Genomic DNA, 20721 nt, shown 5'->3' with positions numbered 1-20721 from the left:
AAAGCATGACAAGTAACGAACAAAAAGTTCAGCATGAGAACCCACCAGAAGATGAGTTTAAAGCATGGGATTTGCCCTATGTTGAAGATACCAATCAAGACGTTGCTAGCGGAACCACTAACGCCTTTAATCATAAATCAAATTGGAAATATGAGCCACCAGAGCCTGAAATAGAGGTCCTCCCTCCAACAGCACAAGAAATTGAAGCCATTAGGGAGGCTGCTCACGCAGAAGGCTTTGCCGAGGGGCAAAGCGAAGGTCATGCCCAAGGTTCGGAAGTGGGGTTACTTAAAGGTCATGAAGAGGGTTTTGCAAAAGGCTTGGAAGAAGGGATCAGTAAAGGACTTGCTGAGGGAGAAGAGCAAGCGCAACAGCATTTAACCCGTTGGGCAGGCCTAATTGACAGTATTCAAAATCCTGTAGCCAAGGTTGAAAATGCCTTAGAAAAAGAATTAGTTTTGCTAGCGGTGAGTCTGGCAAAAGGAGTGATCCGTAGTGAAGTTAAAACCAATTCAGATTTAATTTTTCAAGCTTTAAGTGAAGGTTTAAAAGTTTTACCTATTCAAGAAAAACACTATCAAATACATTTGCATCCCGATGATATTGAATTGGTGAATAACCACTTTAGCCCAGAAGAAATAACAAAACATCGCTGGGATTTGATTGAGTCACCTGAAATTTCTGCTGGTGGATGTGAGATTGTCACTGAGTCTAATGCTGTGGATATTACTGTTGAACGTCGAGTTAAAGATGTCATTGATAAGTTTTTATTAGAACAAGGGTTAAGTCAGATTAACCAAAATGACGAGTAAGCAATGTCTAGCCAATTGTTAGATAAAATTAAAAACTTAAAAGATCAAGTGCCCCAAGCGCCTATTGTGGCCAGCGGCAAACTGGTGCGGGGCATTGGTTTAACTCTTGAAGCTGTTGGCTGCCAAATGCCGGTAGGTAGTCAATGCTTAATCCAAACAATAGAGGGGGAAATCGAAGCCGAAGTGGTCGGTTTTGCCGAAAATATTACCTATCTTATGCCTACCGAGGCAGTAAAAGGCATAGTGCCAGGCTCACGAGTACAACCCCTAAATCGAGAGCAAGGCTTGGCTGTAGGGATGGAGTTACTTGGCCGTGTGGTAGACGGCAATGGTCAACCTCTAGATGGTTTAGGGCCCATTAAGGCTGAAAAACGCGTACCCCTCACTAGACCCCCAATGAATCCTTTACTACGCAAACCTATAAAGCAACCTTTAGATGTAGGTGTTAGAGCTATCAATTCTATTGTGACTGTAGGGTTGGGGCAACGTATGGGTTTATTTGCGGGCAGTGGTGTCGGTAAAAGTGTGTTGATGGGGATGATGACACGAGGCACCTCGGCAGATGTAGTGGTGGTTGGCTTAGTGGGGGAGCGGGGCAGGGAAGTAAAAGAGTTTATTCAAGATATATTAGGTGAAGAAGAGCGCGCTAAATCTGTGGTAGTGGCATCGCCCGCCGACACTTCACCTCTTATGCGCTTAAAAGGGTGTGAAACCGCGGTGACTATTGCTGAATATTTTCGAGATAAAGGCCTAAATGTACTCTTGTTAATTGATTCACTCACTCGCTATGCCATGGCACAACGTGAAATTGCCCTTGCTGTGGGTGAGCCTCCAGCCACTAAAGGATATCCACCTTCGGTATTTGCGAGATTACCCGCTTTGGTTGAAAGAGCAGGTAATGGCAGTGAAAATCAAGGCTCGATTACTGCATTTTATACGGTATTGACCGAGGGTGACGATTTACAAGATCCCATTGCCGATGCGGCAAGGGCTATTTTGGATGGACATATCGTATTGTCCAGGCAGCTAGCCGATTCGGGGCATTATCCAGCGATTGATATTGAAGCGTCTATTAGCCGCGTCATGCCTATGGTCGTTTCTGAAGAGCATGTTCAAGGGGCAAGACGAATTCGTCAGGTGTATTCTAATTATCAGCGTAATCGTGACTTAATTAGCATAGGTGCCTACACCAAAGGTACGGATCCTAGAGTTGATCTAGCCATCAACGCAGAGCCGGCTATTAACGCCTTTTTACAACAAGGTATGCAGCAAGTTATAGGTTTTGAAGACAGTACCTCAGACATGACTACATTGAGTAGTGGGCTAGGTAAAGGGTAACCATTTATGGCGCAATCACAATTACAGATGGTCGCTGAATGGGAGCGACAAAAAGAACAAAAGCTGGTGCAGGATTTTCAACTGGCACAACAATTTGCACAAGATCATAAAGCAAAACTGTCAGGGCTAGAAAATTACCGTTTAAATTACTTACGTGAAGCGCAACAGCGCGCCAAACAAGGTGTAGGCAGTGTTACTTTTGGTCAACATCAGCAGTTTATCGGCAAATTAGATAAAGCTTGTGAAATGCAATTGATGACATTAAATCAAGCTGTCAAAGTGTCTGATCAAAGACGTATGCAGTGGTTGGCGCAACAACGAAAACGTAAAGCAGTTGAAATGTTGTTAGACAAACAACATAAAGCCAAACTTGAACGTGAGGAAAAAACTGAACAAATGATGCTGGATGAGCTGTCATTACAAAAATTTATTCGTAAGTCATAGCTGTTTGCATAAAGTTGGAATGGTCTTTGCTGAGTTATACCTAGATATATAAAGAAATTGTTGATTTAAGTACCGCTAGCGACCACTAGCCAAATGTAATATGTAAATAAAACATTATAAATCAATGAATTAACCATGCTGGCTCAGCTTGAGGGATTTGAAATAATGATGCAGAATGTTGCCACAGCGAAATCAGAAGTTGCCGCTTTTGCCGCACAAACCAAGAGTAATGCTTTTGCTGGTACTGAATCAAATGAGCAATTTGATAGCTTAATGCAGCAACAAAAACCTGCTCACTCGACCACTATTCGGCGCGAATCGCCACCACCTCATGCACCTCGTAAAGAGAAACTGTCTATAGATGAAACCAAAACCTATCCATCGAATAGAGAGGAGACTAAAACAAAGTCTACAGGCCCCAAAACTGAAAAAATGTATGAAGAGCAAACAGTAAAGTCATCGCAGCACAAAGATGTTATACCTCAGACTGCGGACAATACTTTGGATAGTCATGACACCACTGATAAACAGGTAATTAGCAATCAACTACCTGACAATGAAGCACTAGGTGATCTAAACCAAACCAATACTATTTTGAATGAAGTGCTTCTACAATCGGAAGTTGAAGTACAACCGGAAATAGACGCACAACCTGTAGATGAAGAAGCCAGTGTGGTTGCCCATAAATGGGTATCCTTGGTAGAGAAATTAGTGGGAAAACCTACTCTTGACCACAGCAGTACAGCTAAAAATGTTGAACCAATACCAGCAGATAATAAAGGTAAAGTAATTCAAAGCATGGATTTGTATATGCAATTAGCATTGAAACAATTGCCAAATCAAGTTGAATCTAACGACCTCTCATCCCTTGATACCCCAGAAGCGACGGCTGAATTATTATTAGAACACCCCGAGGTTTTACAAGATTTAGTCAATAAAATGTCGGCGCAAAACATGGTTTCAAAGGAGACAGATTCAATCAGTCAATCAGAAACGGCAGCCGCTGACATGATTGACCTAACAACGCCAGAAGACCAAGCATTACTCAGTTCTTTATTGATTGATAGCAAAGTTGCAATTGATCCGGCAAAGCAATCTGTTATACAACCGCAACCAGAGTTATTGGAAACACCGGAAATTTCTATCAATACCCAGCAATTGGAGACCCTTGCAGAGCAAGATGTTCACCTTGAGCAACAAATTCCTAAGGAACTAACAACAACAGCAGCCGATAAAAAAAGTCACAGTGTCGATATCAAGAATATTCTCAATCTCTCTGAAAATAAGCAGCATAAAGTATTAGAGAATATTGCCGCCCGAGTCTTCGATAATAAACCTTCGAATGAGGGGGGAGAACTTCAAACTTCGGTTCAGATGGTGCAACATAGTGCTGCACCAAAAGTCGCTGAAATTTTAAATTCGGTTGACACTCCAGCAAAGGAGTTTGTTGCGGCATTAAAATCAGGTCTAGAAGAATTTAAAACGCAACTGTCGCAAGGTAGAGAGCCTGGGATTGATTTAAAAGCTTTAGTATCAGATGCCTTAGCTAAGTCATCCGACAGTAACGTCAATCCCAAAGCACCCGTTAATGTTGAGCAGGTTGTCAGCCAGGTATCACAAGTGTTGGACTTTGCGCAGACTATGAGCCGTGCTATTGAGCATCATCATGATCAAGCCTACAGCGTTACGGCAAGAGACGCGGCACAAATTCAAGGCGAACAAAGTAAGCATATTCAACTTAACCAGTTTGAGTCGAAACTAGATAAAACACTCAATATCAGTAAGCCAGAGGGTCATCAACAGCTAGCCGAAAAAGTGCGCTGGATGGTGAACACTAAAAACCTAGTGGCGGATATTCGCCTCGATCCAGCCGAATTGGGCTCTATGCACGTTAAAGTCGCTGTGTCGGGTGAATCTGCCACAGTCAATTTTGTGGTGCAATCACAACAGGCGAGAGACGCTGTAGACACCGCGACTCCTAAGCTAAGGGAAATGTTGGCTGAAAAAGGCATTGAACTGGGCCAATCTTCGGTACGAGAAGAAAGTGCCGGTCAGCAACAAGGTGACGAGCCAACAGGACAAAGTGCTGCTGGGCATAGTGAAGCAGAAGACATTAATATATCCGAGCCTGAACATGTGTTGGCACAGCAAAAGGTGGTTAATGGTGCCTTAGGCGGGATCGACTATTTTGTTTAATATGCTAGGAAATAACCTAAAGCACCTTGCCAATTTAGCAATGAGGCTGATAATAGGGCAACAACCTATTATGTTTGACAATTTGAGAGAAAAACATGGCTGAAGAAGAATTAAAAATGGAAGATGGTGGCAAAAAAGGCAAGCTGATTATTATTATCATTGCGGTTGTTGTGCTTATTGCCGGTGGTGGAGCTGCGTATTTCTTTCTAATGGCAGGCGATGCTAGCGAAGGTACTGATGGAGAAATGTTGGTACAAGGGGAAGAGGGCGTTGCAGCTGCTTTAGTTAAAACTGGCACGGCTTTATATGTGGCAATGCCCAGACCTTTTGTTTTTAACGTACCAGGCTCTGCTCGAGATCGCTTGGTCGAAATTAAAGTACAGCTAATGATGCGGGGATCTGATAATGAAGAGCAAGTCAAAATGCATGTACCATTAATTGAAGGCACCTTATTGAAAGCATTTAGTACTGCCAATGCCGATGATTTAGTGACCGAGGCCGGCAAAATAGCGATTCGAGATAGTGCCCTAAAGGAAGTGCAAAAAACCATGCTAGACGTGAGCGGTAATCAGACTGTGGAAGAAGTACTTTTTACTGGCTTTGTGATGCAGTAATAGCAAATTTGTTAATGAGAGAATTAGATTGAGCGATTTATTATCCCAAGACGAAATTGATGCACTGTTACACGGTGTAGACGATGTTGAGGAAGAGGAAGTTGATACCGGAGTGTCTGATGGTTCGGCAATGGAATATGACTTTTCATCTCAAGACAGGATCGTTCGTGGTCGCATGCCAACCCTTGAAATTGTTAATGAACGATTTGCGCGGCACATGCGAGTCAGTCTTTTCAACATGATGCGCCGCAGTGCAGAAGTGTCAATTAATGGCATACAAATGATTAAGTTTGGCGAGTATGTGCACACCTTGTTTGTACCTACTAGTTTAAACATGGTGAGATTTCGCCCTCTTAAAGGGACGGGTTTGATTACCATGGAAGCCAGATTGGTCTTTATTTTGGTTGATAACTTTTTTGGTGGCGATGGTCGTTATCATGCCAAAATTGAGGGCCGAGAGTTTACCCCAACGGAAAGACGTATTATCCAGATGTTGTTGAAGCTTATCTTTGAAGACTATAAAGAAGCATGGGCACCCGTTATGGATGTGTCTTTTGAATATCTCGATTCTGAAGTCAACCCTGCTATGGCGAATATTGTTAGCCCGACAGAAGTGGTGGTAATTAGTTCGTTCCACATTGAACTAGATGGCGGTGGTGGAGATTTTCATGTGTCTTTGCCGTATTCCATGCTGGAGCCCATTCGTGAGCTCTTAGATGCAGGTGTACAAAGTGATAAAGAAGACACAGATTTACGTTGGAGTAAGGCTCTTCGAGACGAAATCATGGACGTACAAGTGGCATTATCTACCCATATGATGGACTTAGAATTATCTCTTGAAGAAATTATGGAATTAGAAACAGGAAACATAATTCCTATAGAAATGCCCGAGCATATAACCGTATTAATTGAAGAACTACCTACTTTTAGGGCTAAGTTAGGACGCTCAAGAGATAATGTAGCACTTAAAATAGTCGAGAAAATTCCACGCCCAACTTCAGTGAAGTCTGAGCTACAACTGTTAACCAAAGGTGGTCGAAGAATTGATAGCGACGCCGAATTGCAAACCCTCGAAGATGATTGGTAACCCCAGTATTCTTGAGTACGGAGTAAATAATGAGTGAAGAAGACGGTTTAGATGATTGGGCTGCGGCCATGGCTGAACAAGCAGATGAAGAAGCTAAAACTGAAGAGAGCGCTGGCGGCACCAGTGACGAATTTGGTATGGGTGCTGAAGTGGCCGAACTAGAAGAGTTTGATGAAGACAGGGAAATCACCCCTAAAGAAAAACGTAAACTCGATACCATTTTAGATATCCCTGTGACCATCTCTATGGAGGTTGGACGTAGCAATATTAGTATTCGAAATTTACTGCAGCTAAACCAAGGTTCAGTGGTAGAACTTGACCGCGTTGCTGGAGAGCCATTAGATGTTTTAGTAAATGGCACGTTGATTGCTCATGGAGAAGTAGTAGTAGTCAACGATAAATTTGGTATTCGATTAACTGATGTTATTAGTCAACTGGAAAGAATCAAAAAACTTAGGTAAACAAAACGCTTATAAAACATGGGCTTGTATTGCTTTAGGCTCATGTTTAAGTATCTCATTTGAGGCCAGTTCGGCGCCTCAAACCCTCTCAGATCCCACTTCAATAGTGTCAATTTTCCTGTCTTTATTACTGGTTATTGGCGTTGTTTTTATGTTGGCCTTCATAATGCGACGGTTTAACGTCACTCAATCGGGTACTTCAAACCTGAAAGTGGTGGCGTCAATGATGGCAGGTGCCAAAGAAAGAGTCATGGTGATCGAAGTCGCTGGTGAGCAACACCTGTTAGGTATTACCGCCCACAATATCAATCATTTGGCGACCCTTTCTAACTTAATTGAGGATCCGGCCGCATCCCCTGCAGGTGAAAAATTCAAAGATAAGCTCACCCAGCTGATGGCCGCAAAGATTAACCCAGCTATGGCAGAAAATAATAAAAGCAACAAAACCGATGGAGAGCAACCATGAAGAAGGTCAGTATGCGCTTTGGTTTGATGATGTTATTGATTTTAGTCAGTGGTGTGGCATTAGCAGAGCCGGGGATCCCAGCGTTAACACTTACCGATAACCCAGATGGCACGCAAGAATACACTATGACATTGCAAGTGGTGGCGATCATGACATCCCTAAGCTTGCTGCCCGCTTTTGTGATGATGATGACCTCTTTTACGCGGATCATTATAGTGTTGTCGATTTTGCGTCAAGCCATAGGGTTACAGCAATCTCCTTCGAACCAAATATTAATCGGTGTGAGTTTATTTTTGTCGATGTTTATTATGGCGCCAGTGTTTGAAAAAATGAATGAAACGGCGCTACAGCCCTATTTAAAGGAAGAAATCACCTCTATCCAGGCTTATGAAATTGGTAAAGAGCCTTTGCGGGCCTTTATGTTGGCGCAGACACGGGTTAAAGATTTGGAGACTTTTGTGCAAATTGGCGGCATGGACGGGCAATTTCAAGATCCTGTCGACGTGCCAATGAATGTGCTTATTCCGGCTTTTGTGACCAGCGAGCTTAAAACCGCGTTTCAAATTGGCTTTATGTTGTTTATTCCATTCTTGATTCTAGATTTGGTGGTGGCATCCATATTGATGGCGATGGGCATGATGATGTTGTCGCCTATGATAGTGTCATTGCCCTTTAAGCTGATGTTATTTGTGCTAGTGGATGGCTGGAATTTAATTTTTGGCACCTTAGCCAATAGTTTTGGCATGGGGTAATGCATGTCTTGTAATCAAAAAATACCAAGGGTAAACCCATGAGTCCAGAGGTCTTTGTTGAAATTCTTAAAGAAGCACTGCAGATGGTTATTCTGCTGGTTTCTGCGATCATTCTACCTAGCTTATTTGTCGGCCTAATTGTAGCTGTGTTCCAAGCGGCGACTTCCATCAACGAGCAAACCATGAGTTTTTTGCCTCGCTTAATCGTCACATTATTGGCGCTGAGTTGGGGCGGTCATTGGTTAGTGAATAAGCTGATGGATTTCACTTTTACTATGGTTGAACGCATTCCAGAGGTAGTGGGCTAGAGATGATAATTATTCGATCACAGGACTAGTATTTTGGATATAGCCACGTCAACTATCATGCAGTATTTGGCCGATTTACTGTTGCCCTTTATGCGTGTCTCTGGTCTGTTCGCGTCTATGGTTGGACTAAGCGCTAAAAGTGTTACGCCAGCTACAAGGGCGCTGCTTACGTTATTTTTAACGCTAGTGATTATGCCCGTTATCCCGCCTGTTGCTATTCCTGCCACTGAAGTTTTCTCAGTAGGCACTTTTATGTTAGTGATCCAGCAGCTCATTATAGGTATCGCATTGGGCTTTTTATCAAATATGGTGCTCAATACCTTTGTGTTGGCAGGGCAAATTGTTGCGCTGCAGACGGGTTTGGGGTTTGCATCAATTGTCGATCCGGTTAATGGCATCAACGTACCCGCTGTCGGTCAGTTCTATCTTATTTTGGCTACGTTATTGTTTTGGGCGTTAGATGGGCATTTATCCATGATCCGTATGGTGGTGATGAGTTTTGAAGCTTTCCCTATCGGTGTTGCTTGGTTTGCACCAGAACAATTTAGAGACATAGCACACTGGGCAGGCTGGATGTTTATTTCGGCTGTGACAATCTCTTTGGCACCTATAGTGTCATTGCTGATTGTTAATTTGGCCTTTGGTGTGATGACCAAAGCCGCACCACAACTGAATATTTTTAGTATTGGCTTTGCTATAGCGCAAATTATGGGGCTTATTATCATTTGGTTAACCTTAGACAACTTAACCCATCATTTTGAAGTGATGTGGGAGCGGGCGCAGAACATGATGTGTCAGCTGGTGTTAGTGTGTCCTTGAGTACGGAGGAATAAATCATGTCTGATGCAAACGAAAAAACAGAAGAACCCACCTCCAAGAAAATTTCGGAGTCCCGTAAAAAGGGGCAAATAGCACGATCCAAAGAATTGTCTACGGCATTAGTGTTGATCGCCAGTGGCGTGAGTTTTTTAATGATTGGCTCTCAAATTGCCACTGCACTATTCAAAGTCACGCAGCGTATTTTTACGCTATCTCGAGATGAAACCTACGATTTCACCCATATGTTTCAAGCTTGGGGATTTGCCATCGAGACTATTAGCATGCCGGTGTTACTGTTTTTAGTGATTGTGACTATTGCGGGTATTTACGGCAACATCGCTTTAGGGGGATATAATTTTACTTGGGATTCAGCTAAGCCCAAAGCCCAAAAAATCAGCCCAATAGCGGGATTTAAGCGTATGTTTGGTATGAATAGCGTGGTGGAACTACTTAAAGCCATTGCCAAATTTGTGGTAGTGGCAAGCATGGCCTACATTGCGCTAATCATGTTTAAAGATGAGGCACTGCACCTAGACTTAGAGTTATATCCCCGTAATTTGTTTCATGCCATGGATTTAATTGCCTGGGGCTTTTTGTTGATGTGTTGTGCGCTCATTCCCATTGCAGCTTTTGATGTGCCTTATCAAAGCTATAAACACAATAAAGAAATGAAAATGTCCTTACAAGAAGTTAAGGATGAACGTAAAAACTCCGATGGTGACCCGCAAGTTAAAAGTAGAATTCGTAAGTTGCAGTATCAAGCTGCCGCCAATCGCATGATGCAAGAAGTACCTAATGCCGATGTGGTGGTCACCAACCCGACCCATTTCTCGGTGGCACTGAAGTATGACCAGCTAGGTACTCGCGCCCCAACTTTAGTGGCAAAAGGTGTGGATGAAATGGCTATGCACATACGAACAATTGCCAAAGCCCATGATGTGCCAATTGTTGCATCGCCTATGCTAGCTAGGGCCATTTATTACTCCACTGAGGCTGAACATGAAATTCCTGAAAAGCTCTTTATGGCGGTGGCTCAAGTATTGGCCTATGTGTATCAACTAAAAGCCTTTAAACAAGGTAAAGGTCAGCGGCCTAAACCACTTAAATCTAATCTGCCCATTCCGCCAGAATTAAGACGTTAAGTGGGAAATTTCATCGAGTAAGTTTTGGATTAAAAGGTCAATACTTTGTAGATTTTTGTGTTTAATAGCGGTCTCAAGTTCAATGGCTAAGTTAGCTAACTTTTGAAAGCCAAATACCTGTGCTGCACCAATTAAACGATGGGCTTGCTTTGCAATACTTTGTCGATCGTTATCTTTAAAATGTAGAATAAGTTGCTGTTTTTCTTCGGCTAAATTGTCCTTGAATTGCACCTTAAGGTCTGATAAATCTGTGTTTTTTAAGGTCCTTTCGGCCTTATCAATGGCACTAGGCTCTTGACTGGTAAAGTATTTCTCAATAGTAGCAATTAAGTTGTTGCGGTTTAGAGGCTTGCTTAAGTGATCATTAAACCCTAAGTGCAAGTATTGCTCTATTTCGTGTGACATAGCATTGGCTGTTAAGGCAATAATAGGCTGCTGGCACCCTTTTTTACGTAATATTTTAAAGGCTTGGATACCGTCAACGTTGGGCATCTGGATATCCATTAAAATCACCTGAGGTTGATGTTTAAAGTACAAGTCTACGGCCTCTGAGCCATCTGTCGCAGTGTATACAGTTAATCCTAATTTACTTAGTAATCTGGCTATTAGGCGACGATTTTCGGGGTGATCTTCGGCCAATAAAATGCTGCCGCTGTATAATTGTTCCGGTGGCGATGTTTCAAGTTCGGCGATTTTTGTATTAGAAGTGTTGGGTGAATAGACAATGTCTACCGGTATTGAAAAGGTGAAAGTGCTACCTTCTTGAAAGCGGCTATCTACGGTAATTGTGCCTTTCATTAGTTGTGCCAAGCCCATTGATAAAGACAGCCCTAAACCAGTACCGCCAAATCGTCTACTTATATCGGCATCACCTTGAGTAAAACTCTCAAATATTTGTTGGCTTTGTTTTGCCGTCATGCCAATGCCGGTATCGGTGATCGTGAAAACAAGCAAGTTGTCATAAAGCAGCACATCTAAAGCAATGTAACCTTCGTGGGTAAATTTAACTGCGTTTGAGCACAGGTTGATAAGGATTTGCTTCACCCTAAGACTATCAATATTAACAATAAATGGTGAAGGTAAGTGTTTCGTAAAGGTAAAGATTAACCCTTTGCGTTTTGCTTGAATCGAAAACATTCTATCGATATTTTCTAGCAATTCATGCATATCTTGAGCATGTAATTTAACTTCAAATTTATTCTCTTCAATTTTGGTTAAATCGAGCACATCGTTTAATAGTTCGAGTAAATGTAAGCCACTGTCATGAATAACGGCCACCTCTTTATAAATATCCGCACTATCTATTTCGCGGCATATAATCGCTTCAGCTTGTCCAATCACAGTGGTAAGTGGGGTTCTTATTTCGTGACTCATATTGGCGAGAAACTGAGACTTTACTTTGTTAGCTGCTTCCAGCTTGCTCGATTTTAAAGCGATTGATGCCGTTTTTTCTGACACCTGTTGTTCAAGCTTGAGCACTGATTTTTTCTGTTGCCGCAGGTAAAAAAGAATAATAAGCATGATCAGGCCAGCATAGATAGCGAACATTCTCCACTGTAACCAAATGGGTGTTGCGATAAATAGGCTAACTGCCACTTCATCCTCATAATAAACGCCATCTTTTATCGATGCTCGCACTTTAAATACGTATTCTCCTCCGCTTAAATTGGTATATACAATAGAATTGCTGGTACCATTTTTTAGCCAATCGTGATCTAGCCCTTCTAGTTTGTATTCATAGTGGATTTGTCGAGCAAAGCGCATATCTAAAGTGGCAAATTCAAATCTTAGATAGTTTTGATCATGTTCAAGATTTATATGTTTATTTTTATGATTAAATATCTGGCTTTGCTCTGGCCCTCCCAGCACTTCAAAATGAGTCAGAATGGTTTTTGCGGTAAGGTCTCGACCTTTTATTGCGCTGGGGTCAAAATAATGGATGCCGTCTCTACTGGAAAAATAAATACTGCCATCTGAGGTTTCTGCAACATCAAAAGTAAAATACCGGGTATCTGATAAACCGTCGGTTTTGTTAAAGTGTTCTATATTGCCATTATTAGGATTAAGCCTGCTGACCCCTAAAGGAGTAAATAGCCACAAATAGCCTGAGTTATCTTCTTTTATAAATTGGATCTTCAAGTTTTTAGTTGCAACAAAATGATCCGAAAATAGATTTAATTCTGATAGGTTTTCATCTAGTAGATATAGGCCTGTAGGCGTGCTAATCCAAATACGTTTTTGGCTATCTTGATGTATCGCGTAAACAACTACTGGTGCCAGAGATTCGACGTCTTGTTGCTTAGGCAGCTCAAATTGCTTCGCTTTTTTTAGATGATCATTCCATACAAACAGCCCGTTGGCTCTGCCTATCCAGATACGATCACTTGTATCTAAATATAAAGGTTTTGATGAGTGAAATTTAGAAGAACTACTAAGGGGAATGAATTCAAACGCTGCTGTTTTGTCACGGATAACAAACAATCCAAATGCTGTGCCGACCCAGACATTATCATCTTTATCTATAGCTAAATGTTTAAAACGATCAAATGATGCTTTTTTTGTAAAAGTGCTGGGGGGCTGCACATGCTGGATGGCCTCTCCCTTTCTTACAAAAAATAGTCCCCAATAATTCATAAACCAAATATCCCCTCGGCTCGTTTGCTGCATTGCCCACACTTCAGGTGGGGCGGCCTTATTTGTTTTCCTACTAAAATCTTTGAGTTGCTGAGTCTTAGGGTTCCACTCATGGATACCATATTCAGCGGTACCAATTAACAAGGTGTCATTGACTGTAGGTAGCAACGAATGAGCAGTTCTTACTAGAGGATCGGAAAAGAGTTTAAAAGTGTCTTGTTTAATAATTTTATACACCCCCATGCCTTCACAACTTAGCCAGATGACCCCTTGATTATCTTGAAATAAGCTTTGACTACATTGATCGTCTACGCCTAAATCGACTTTTTTTAAGCTTAAATTATCAAGGGTAAACGAATAAACTCCATGGTTACTGGTGACCCAATAATGATTAAAACTCGTTTTAATCATTGAGTATATCGGCCCAATGCTAGGCAATCCCTCAACATTCAAGGTAGTAAATTGTTGGCTTGAGAGGTCAAATAACAACACGCCCTCGTCAGTTCCTAAAAACAGCTTGTCGTTTTCTGATACTAATACTTGTCTAACCTTACTGTGTTCATAATGTCTGAGCCCTTTGGGAGGTAGGAACAATTTAAACTTGTTGGTTTTGGTATTAAAACGATTGAGCCCATAATGGGTGCCAATCCATAATGTATCGGGTGTGGTTTGCACAATGTCCCAGATGCGGGCATGTGATGTTTCATCTGATTCTATATTGATGCGCCCATTTTTATATCCAAAGCGAGTGAAGTCTTGGCGTTCGGGGTTAAACTTATTGAAACCACCTGAGGCGTTGCCTAGCCAAATATTGCCTCGACTATCTTCGAAGATATCTTTAACCCTTGTGGCACTAATGCTATTAGCGTTATTTCGATCATTTTGATAGTTGTGAAAGGTATTTGTTTCAATTTCTAACTTTGAAAGGCCGCCCCCCCAACTACCAATCCATAGGTTATTATTTCTGTCTATGGTTAGATTGCCAGCATTATTGTGGGCCAGCGAATTGTTATTATTGGGATCATGTTGATATCTTAGGATACGTTTGCCATCGTATCGCATGATCCCATCATAGGCAGTACCAAACCAAAGAAATCCTTCTTTGTCTTGTACAATAGAAAAAATAATTGAGGAAGCAAAACCATTGTTTTCGTTGAGCAACTCAACTTGATAGTCAGAAGCTAAAACACTTCCTAGAGACAAAGTAAAATATGCCAGTATCAGGGTAAAATATTGAGATAAATTTCTTAGCAAAAAAATTCCCTTTTTTTATGGCAGGTAACCTACGGCAACATTTGTCGATAAGTCTTAACTATCTGCCAGCGACATGAAATCGTTGATACGAATTGCAGGCTTGTATTAAGACACTTTAAAACTTGTACTTGATACCCACTTTTAGGCTCCAAGTGGATTGCTCTACTTTAAACTGGTTGTAGTGTAAAGTATTGGTTCCAGCTCGAGTTTCGGCTAATAGGTATTGCCCGTTCTCATTGATATTTACATCGAACAACAGTTGTTGTCTTGAAGAGATGGTATAGGCTTTTCCCCAATCATTATTCAGCAAGTTAGCCACATTGTCGATGATAAAATATAAGCTGCCTTTATGGCCATCGAAGAAACCGGGTAGTTCTTGCGTAATGGCTAAATCTAGCGTGGTTTGCCAAGGCTGGGTGGCAACATATTTAGGAATATAGTCTCCTGCATATTGTGCTACTCCTGCGTCCTGGGCAATAGTCATTATTTGTTCGTAGCTTAACAAACTAAAGTCGAAAGCAGGATCACTTGCACTGGCAGGTAAGTATGGTAGATATACACGGGTATTGGAGCGTTGATCACCAAAATCACTTTTAGACTCTCGACCTAAAGTCCAAGAAAACGGACGACCTGAACGTCTTTCCCAAAATAAATTCACATAAGTGTTATACCCAGAAAAAAACGCATGTTGGTATCCTAGGTTGAGTACAAATCTATGTTCAATTTCATAGAAAGCGCGTCCTTTTAATGGCGAGTTGCGATTAATCATGACTTCGTCAAAAAATCCAGCCTCGGCCGTTGACGTATTGCCAGGATTCACTTCAGTGACATCTTGATGAGTATAGGAACTATTGAGTGTTAGCCCATTATTCCACTGTTTATTCAGGGCACTGCTAATAATAGTGCTTTCACCGCCGCTTTTGCTATTAGTTAATTGGATGTCCCAGCGATTATCTGCGCCGTAGATATTACCCCAAAGCGTGCGGCCTTCTACGGTTTCACCGATTTTAAAACGGGATTGATCAATCCAGAAAGCCGCATCTTTTCGGTCAATGTATAAAATTTCTGTGCTCCAGACAAAGTTGTCGCCTAAAGCCGGTAAGTTAAAACGATAATCTGCTGCAATTTGGTAGCGCCAATCAGAGGGGATCTTAAAACTATTGGCAATAGTGTTAGTTGAACCGTCACCTTGGATTAATGAATCTTGCAAACTTAGTGGAACCCTATCAAATGTCACATTATCTGGGTTGGCAAGGGTACTAGTCACCGCTTGTGCTGTGGCACTGACTTTAGTGATGCCGTCGTTAGTGTACGCATTAGACAACCAGACTAAAGGTGTTCCACCACTAAAGCGGCCTATGCCGCCCCGTAGCGTAAGTTGCGGAGAATATTGCCAATTGACACTTAATCTAGGCATTACGATATCTAGGCCATCGAGATTTTCGGTATTGCTAACCCCATAAGTTGCCATGTAGTTTGCATTGTCGTTTGGAGCACTGCTAACAGATGATGTTTCATATCTAAATCCAGCGCTTAGCATAAGCTCATTAAATAACTCGGTTTCAATTTGTGCATAAAAAGAATAATTACTGGACTGTATTGTGGCGGTTAAGTCTTGTTTATTATTAGTGTAGGCGTTTGAGTAAATAACATAGTTTGGTTTTTTGTTTTCAAAGTCAGCTATGGAGTCAAAAAACCAGCGTCCATCTGCACTTCGGGCGTACAAATCTGAATTTTCTAGGTGCTGTATTTCAACACCAAACTTGTAATCAATATCATCTTTTAGGTACCAACCATGAAAAGCAAACGTACTGGTTTGGTTTGACTTGACGTTGCCTTGTCGATGTTTATCTTGGCCCGCCAATATATTACCTCTGGCCGTCCTAATATTGATTTCGGCCCAGTTTGATGCAGTGTTGGCGGCTTGCTTATGGTCTTTGTAACTGATGTTTATTTCAGACGAAAAATTTTCACTCCAATCAGAAAACAGATGTGTGGTGAACAGGGTTGTTTTTGAATCTTGAGAATATTGATTGGATGCAAAATTAACGCGAGCCCCTGAATTAGTGTAGTTTAAAGCGGCGTTATTTTGTTGCTGACTATAAGTAAAGTCGGCTCGATGAGCATTGTTGATGGTCCAATCTAACTTCAATAATAATTTCTTGTCGCGATCCGAAGGGGGCGCTATCCCAAGAGAATCTGTTAGCCCATATACATCACTTAGCGCAGTCAAAACCTGCTGTGTCTCTTCAATCGATACCGCGTGTCCTTGCAAACTATCTAAATCGTAGTTAAAAATAATTTCATCAGACCATTGCTCGTAAGAAGCAAAATAGAATAAACGGTCTTTTACTATAGCACCGCCAAATGCGGCGCCCGCCGTTATTTCGTTGTTATCAAATCTATATTTAGTGGCCTCACCTTGCGCTGTCACATTCAGTTTGTCATCAAGAGCAACACCATTTGTTGGTGTCCATTCGTAAAAAATTTCACCTAAAAATATATTGGTACCTGACTTAGTCACTACATTAATCGTGCCACCCGTAAATCCACTGGCACGAACCGAAAATGGTGCATACATCATGGATATCTGGTTGATAGCATTCATTGCTATTGGAGGACGTTGAGCGGGATAACCATTTGCATTGAGACCAAAAGTATCATTGATCGCCACACCATCTAGGGTGAGGGAATTAAACTTTGGATTACTTCCTGCAATACTTAACTCGACACCGGTTACGTCAACTACTGCCAGAGGATTTTGACGCACAATATCCTTTAAATCTCGACTAACCAAAGCGGCATGTTCAATACCTTTCTCTAAAAAAACGCCGTAAGAACCATGGTTTTCTGATTGGGGCGGATCCCCAATGATTTCAATGGTTTCAGTTTCGGATATTTGGACTAAGGATGTGGACAGCCTCAGGTTTTTCCCTATCTGTAAAAACACATCATGAAATTCTTTGGTGGTGTATTGGTCAGATGAAATAATAAGGGTATAGGGGCCACCTACGCGTAATCCCCGTAAGCTATATTTACCAGCATGGTTTGTTGTGGATGTTTTTATTGTGGCAGAAGGTGTGTGTATTGCTTGAATCATTACTTCTGACAATAATCTGCCTTTTGATGAAGTAATAGTGCCGGTAATGGTACTGGATGTATCTGCAGCTAAAAGAGGAGGGATCTGTATCGTGAATGTGTAAACAACCCAAAGTACACTTAAAATAAACCGATTGACCATTCTACGCTTTTTCCTAACTACTAACTATTTAAAGTAACCTCTCCTTATCGTTTCAATACCCCTTTATGAGTATGTTATCCAATGCAACAGGTTTGTGCCAACTTAATAATATCTAAAATCCAAAAATATGACTAATTGGTCATAAATAAACGGATTGGTATCAGAACTTAAGTTTGACGGGCTGGCCTTGTATTTCTTGAAGTGATCTTATCGAATTTGTCGCTAAGTAAATACTTGGCGCACATGTTGCTTTGTTTGAAAATATTCACTCTACACTAACAAAGCGTCAATATTTCGTTTATGGAATTAGCATCATATTTCGGCCGGTTTGATAAAAACCAATTCAAATCTATATCCTCTGGCTTAGGCGCCCCGGTCGTCTTATTAGCGATTATGGGGATGGTGATTCTACCCATGCCAGCCTTCTTACTGGATATTCTATTTAGCTTTAATATTGCCTTATCATTAGTTGTTATCTTGGTCTCAGTGTTTACTAAAAAACCCGTTGATTTTGGTATTTTTCCTTTAGTTTTGCTGATTGCCACTGTATTGAGATTGGCGCTCAATGTGGCTTCTACTCGCATAGTCTTACTTGAAGGGCACGAAGGGGGAGACGCGGCAGGTAAAGTTATTCAAGCCTTTGGTGAAGTTGTTATAGGTGGAAACTATGCGGTAGGTATAGTGGTATTTGCTATTTTGTTGATCATTAATTTTAAGGTGGTAACAGCGGGTGCTGGCCGTATTTCAGAGGTGAGTGCTCGCTTTACCTTGGATGCAATGCCCGGTAAACAAATGGCGATAGATGCAGATCTAAATGCAGGGTTTATTGATTCGGATGAGGCGCGCAAGCGCCGTTTCGAAATTACCAGTGAAGCGGATTTTTACGGTTCGATGGACGGTGCTTCTAAGTTTGTAAAGGGTGATGCCGTTGCTGGCCTATTTATTATGTTAATTAACATAGTAGGAGGCTTATTTATTGGGATGATCCAACATGATTTGGATTTTGGTGCAGCAATTGAAATTTATACATTACTAACTATCGGTGATGGTTTGGTCGCACAAATCCCTTCACTTCTGTTATCCGTTGCGACCGCCATAATAGTGACGCGGGAAAATGACTCCCAAGAAATGGGCAAAGAGTTAAGCAAGCAATTGGGTAATCAACGAGCGCTTTATATTACAGCGGCTATTTTATTTGTCATGGGCATAGTACCAGGTATGCCTCACGTTGCGTTTTTGGGGTTTAGTGCGGTAGTGGGCGGCTTTGCATTTTATGACCAATGGCGTGCGCAAAAAGCCGCTAATGAGACAGAAGTTGTCAATACCTTACCAGAACAAAATCAACAGCCATTAGAAATGAAAGAGCTTGGTTGGGATGATGTTCAGCATGTAGACACTATTGGTTTAGAGGTGGGATATAGGCTTATTCCTCTAGTCGACAAAGCTCAGGGAGGCGAGTTACTGACCCGCATTAAAGGTGTCAGGAAAAAACTATCCCAAGAATTGGGTTTTTTGATCCCCCCCGTTCATATTCGAGACAACTTAGACTTAAGCCCTAATAACTACACCATTGCCATGTTGGGCGTTAATGTGGGTGAAGCTGAGCTAAGTCATGACGATGAGTTAGCCATTAATCCTGGGCAAGTGTTTGGAAAACTAGAAGGAAGAGAGACCAAAGACCCTGCCTTTGGGCTCGACGCCGTTTGGATAAGAGCGAACCAAAGGGAACATGCGCAAACTCTAGGTTATACAGTAGTGGATGCAGCGACAGTAGTGGCTACACATTTAAGTCAATTATTAACTAATAATGCCTACCAATTATTAGGTCATGAAGAAGTGCAACAATTGTTAGATTTACTTGCAAAGAACAGTCCCAAATTAGTGGAAGGTTTAGTGCCAGACATATTGCCTTTAAGTACGGTCGTTAAGGTGTTGCAAACCATGCTTTACGAAGGCGTTCCTATTAGAGATATGCGCAGCATAGTGCAAACACTTTGCGAGTTTGGTCCGAAAAGCCAAGATCCTGATGTATTGGTGTCTGCGGTGCGCATTGCACTGAAACGTTTGATTGTACAAGAAATAAATGGTGGCTTGGCTGAGATACCTGTCATTACTTTGGCTCCAGAGTTGGAACAGATGTTGCACCAATCACTTCAAGCAGGAGGTCCAGATGGCGCAGGTATTGAGCCGGGTCTTGCTGAACGCTTGCAAGTGTCATTGACTGAGGCCTCGCAGCAACAAGAGTTAGCCGGTGAACCTGCAGTTTTATTGACTTCAGGTATGTTAAGGCCGGTGCTGTCAAAGTTCTTAAAACACTCTGTGAGTGGATTACATGTGTTGTCTTATCAGGAAATACCTGATGACAAACAAATTAAAATTGTCAGTGCCGTGGGTCAATAAACTGACGGAATCAATAGGCAAGTGTTGGTATTTAAGGGGTATATATGAAAATCAGACGTTTTTATGGCAAAGATATGCGAGAAGCGCTCAAGCAAGTCAAAGACGAGTTGGGTGGAGATGCAGTTATTATGTCTAATAAAAAACATGCTGACGGCATTGAATTAGTGGTGGCCTATGATAAAGAACCCGATCCTCAAGTTGCGGCTAATAAAGTGACTATTCCTGCTAAAACGCCCAAAACACCAACACTAAGTGAAATCATTGGTGATACTGCACCTGATAGCTTAAAGGCACTCTTAGAAAAACAAGCTCAAACCGCCACACCCACACCCACACCTATTCAGGGCGTTAACCCCACGTCAGAAATTAAGACGACAGCCTATACGGATGGTGCAGACACAGCGCCGCAAGTGAATTCAAATCAAGATGATCTTAAAGAAATGCGTCAAGAATTAAAATCTTTGCGGCATATCCTGCAATTCCAAGTATCTGGATTGATCGAACAAGAACAAAACAGAAAACATCCACTCCATGGATATTTGTTACAAAGGCTACAACAAATGGGTATTTCTGAAGCCCTTGCAGAAGAAGTGGTGTCTTATGCACCAGAGTCGGCAGATGAAAGACAGTCATGGTTATTTTTACTGAAGCTTTTGGCTAATCGCTTACAAACCAAAGATGACGATATTTTGTCGCAACCAGGAGTAGTGGCATTGATGGGGCCAACAGGCACAGGTAAAACCACCACCATTG

At 41.7% G+C, this 20721-nt stretch carries 15 protein-coding genes and 1 pseudogene; 14 read left to right on the top strand and 2 right to left on the bottom strand.

The window, feature by feature from the left end:
• Window positions 1-5 precede the first annotated feature (5 nt).
• The 12 genes from fliH to flhB all read left to right on the top strand — a co-directional run bounded on the left by fliH (window position 6) and on the right by flhB (window position 10439).
• On the top strand, window positions 6-812 hold the full coding sequence (gene fliH, locus Q0688_RS07845; protein WP_299074799.1) for a flagellar assembly protein FliH: 807 nt from the start codon (window positions 6-8) through the stop codon (window positions 810-812).
• A gap of 3 nt (window positions 813-815) precedes the next feature.
• Window positions 816-2150: a flagellar protein export ATPase FliI gene (fliI, locus tag Q0688_RS07840; protein WP_299074798.1), complete on the top strand. Its 1335-nt coding sequence runs from the start codon at window positions 816-818 to the stop codon at window positions 2148-2150.
• Window positions 2151-2156: 6 nt separating this feature from the next.
• Complete coding sequence (gene fliJ, locus Q0688_RS07835; RefSeq protein WP_299074797.1) at window positions 2157-2594, top strand: flagellar export protein FliJ; 438 nt, start codon at window positions 2157-2159, stop codon at window positions 2592-2594.
• 165 nt (window positions 2595-2759) lie between these two features.
• A complete protein-coding gene (locus Q0688_RS07830) occupies window positions 2760-4790 on the top strand; it encodes a flagellar hook-length control protein FliK (protein WP_299074796.1) in 2031 nt (676 codons plus the stop codon).
• 95 nt (window positions 4791-4885) lie between these two features.
• Window positions 4886-5404 carry a flagellar basal body-associated protein FliL gene (gene fliL / locus Q0688_RS07825; protein WP_299074795.1) on the top strand — a complete coding sequence of 173 codons (519 nt, stop codon included), beginning with the start codon at window positions 4886-4888 and terminating at the stop codon, window positions 5402-5404.
• Window positions 5405-5432: 28 nt separating this feature from the next.
• On the top strand, window positions 5433-6491 hold the full coding sequence (gene fliM, locus Q0688_RS07820; protein ID WP_299074794.1) for a flagellar motor switch protein FliM: 1059 nt from the start codon (window positions 5433-5435) through the stop codon (window positions 6489-6491).
• A 29-nt stretch (window positions 6492-6520) separates the two neighbouring features.
• Window positions 6521-6952, top strand: coding sequence for a flagellar motor switch protein FliN (gene fliN / locus Q0688_RS07815; RefSeq protein WP_299074793.1), 432 nt, complete (start codon window positions 6521-6523; stop codon window positions 6950-6952).
• Entirely contained in the window at window positions 6912-7418 is a 507-nt protein-coding gene (fliO, locus tag Q0688_RS07810) for a flagellar biosynthetic protein FliO (protein ID WP_299074792.1), read from the top strand. Before fliN ends, fliO begins: the two co-directional genes overlap by 41 nt.
• The gene (gene fliP, locus Q0688_RS07805) at window positions 7415-8170 is read left to right on the top strand and encodes a flagellar type III secretion system pore protein FliP (protein WP_299074791.1); all 756 of its coding nucleotides are present in this window, start codon (window positions 7415-7417) and stop codon (window positions 8168-8170) included. The genes fliO and fliP overlap by 4 nt, the downstream gene beginning before the upstream one ends.
• A gap of 38 nt (window positions 8171-8208) precedes the next feature.
• Entirely contained in the window at window positions 8209-8478 is a 270-nt protein-coding gene (fliQ, locus tag Q0688_RS07800) for a flagellar biosynthesis protein FliQ (RefSeq protein WP_299074790.1), read from the top strand.
• 33 nt (window positions 8479-8511) lie between these two features.
• Window positions 8512-9297 carry a flagellar biosynthetic protein FliR gene (gene fliR / locus Q0688_RS07795; protein ID WP_299074789.1) on the top strand — a complete coding sequence of 262 codons (786 nt, stop codon included), beginning with the start codon at window positions 8512-8514 and terminating at the stop codon, window positions 9295-9297.
• A gap of 17 nt (window positions 9298-9314) precedes the next feature.
• Window positions 9315-10439, top strand: coding sequence for a flagellar biosynthesis protein FlhB (flhB, locus tag Q0688_RS07790; RefSeq protein WP_299074788.1), 1125 nt, complete (start codon window positions 9315-9317; stop codon window positions 10437-10439).
• On the opposite strand, the gene Q0688_RS07785 is transcribed toward flhB, so the two are convergent.
• Window positions 10428-14327: a hybrid sensor histidine kinase/response regulator gene (locus tag Q0688_RS07785; protein ID WP_299074787.1), complete on the bottom strand. Its 3900-nt coding sequence runs from the start codon at window positions 14325-14327 to the stop codon at window positions 10428-10430. The two genes, flhB and Q0688_RS07785, sit on opposite strands and share 12 nt — an antisense overlap.
• A 115-nt stretch (window positions 14328-14442) precedes the next feature.
• Window positions 14443-17568, bottom strand: a complete 3126-nt coding sequence (locus tag Q0688_RS07780) for a TonB-dependent receptor (protein ID WP_299074786.1) — start codon at window positions 17566-17568, stop codon at window positions 14443-14445.
• 300 nt (window positions 17569-17868) lie between these two features.
• Between Q0688_RS07780 and flhA the strand changes: the two genes are divergently transcribed.
• Window positions 17869-19968 (top strand): flagellar biosynthesis protein FlhA, encoded by a 2100-nt coding sequence (flhA, locus tag Q0688_RS07775; protein ID WP_299074785.1) that lies wholly within the window; start codon window positions 17869-17871, stop codon window positions 19966-19968.
• A 44-nt stretch (window positions 19969-20012) separates the two neighbouring features.
• Window positions 20013-20721, top strand: a pseudogene (locus tag Q0688_RS07770) (flagellar biosynthesis protein FlhF); the annotation flags it as partial.

The sequence above is a fragment of the uncultured Paraglaciecola sp. genome, assembly GCF_937123705.1.
Classification (GTDB): domain Bacteria; phylum Pseudomonadota; class Gammaproteobacteria; order Enterobacterales; family Alteromonadaceae; genus Paraglaciecola.
This window is presented reverse-complemented; position numbering and strand designations above follow the sequence as displayed.

Bases quoted from the DNA above. Each gene is read 5' to 3' on its own strand.
- fliH (WP_299074799.1), top strand. From the start codon at position 6: ATGACAAGTAACGAACAAAAAGTTCAGCATGAGAACCCACCAGAAGAT.
- fliI (WP_299074798.1), top strand. From the start codon at position 816: ATGTCTAGCCAATTGTTAGATAAAATTAAAAACTTAAAAGATCAAGTG.
- fliJ (WP_299074797.1), top strand. From the start codon at position 2,157: ATGGCGCAATCACAATTACAGATGGTCGCTGAATGGGAGCGACAAAAA.
- Q0688_RS07830 (WP_299074796.1), top strand. From the start codon at position 2,760: ATGATGCAGAATGTTGCCACAGCGAAATCAGAAGTTGCCGCTTTTGCC.
- fliL (WP_299074795.1), top strand. From the start codon at position 4,886: ATGGCTGAAGAAGAATTAAAAATGGAAGATGGTGGCAAAAAAGGCAAG.
- fliN (WP_299074793.1), top strand. From the start codon at position 6,521: ATGAGTGAAGAAGACGGTTTAGATGATTGGGCTGCGGCCATGGCTGAA.
- fliO (WP_299074792.1), top strand. From the start codon at position 6,912: ATGTTATTAGTCAACTGGAAAGAATCAAAAAACTTAGGTAAACAAAAC.
- fliP (WP_299074791.1), top strand. From the start codon at position 7,415: ATGAAGAAGGTCAGTATGCGCTTTGGTTTGATGATGTTATTGATTTTA.
- fliQ (WP_299074790.1), top strand. From the start codon at position 8,209: ATGAGTCCAGAGGTCTTTGTTGAAATTCTTAAAGAAGCACTGCAGATG.
- flhB (WP_299074788.1), top strand. From the start codon at position 9,315: ATGTCTGATGCAAACGAAAAAACAGAAGAACCCACCTCCAAGAAAATT.
- Q0688_RS07780 (WP_299074786.1), bottom strand. From the start codon at position 17,568: ATGGTCAATCGGTTTATTTTAAGTGTACTTTGGGTTGTTTACACATTC.
- flhA (WP_299074785.1), top strand. From the start codon at position 17,869: ATGGAATTAGCATCATATTTCGGCCGGTTTGATAAAAACCAATTCAAA.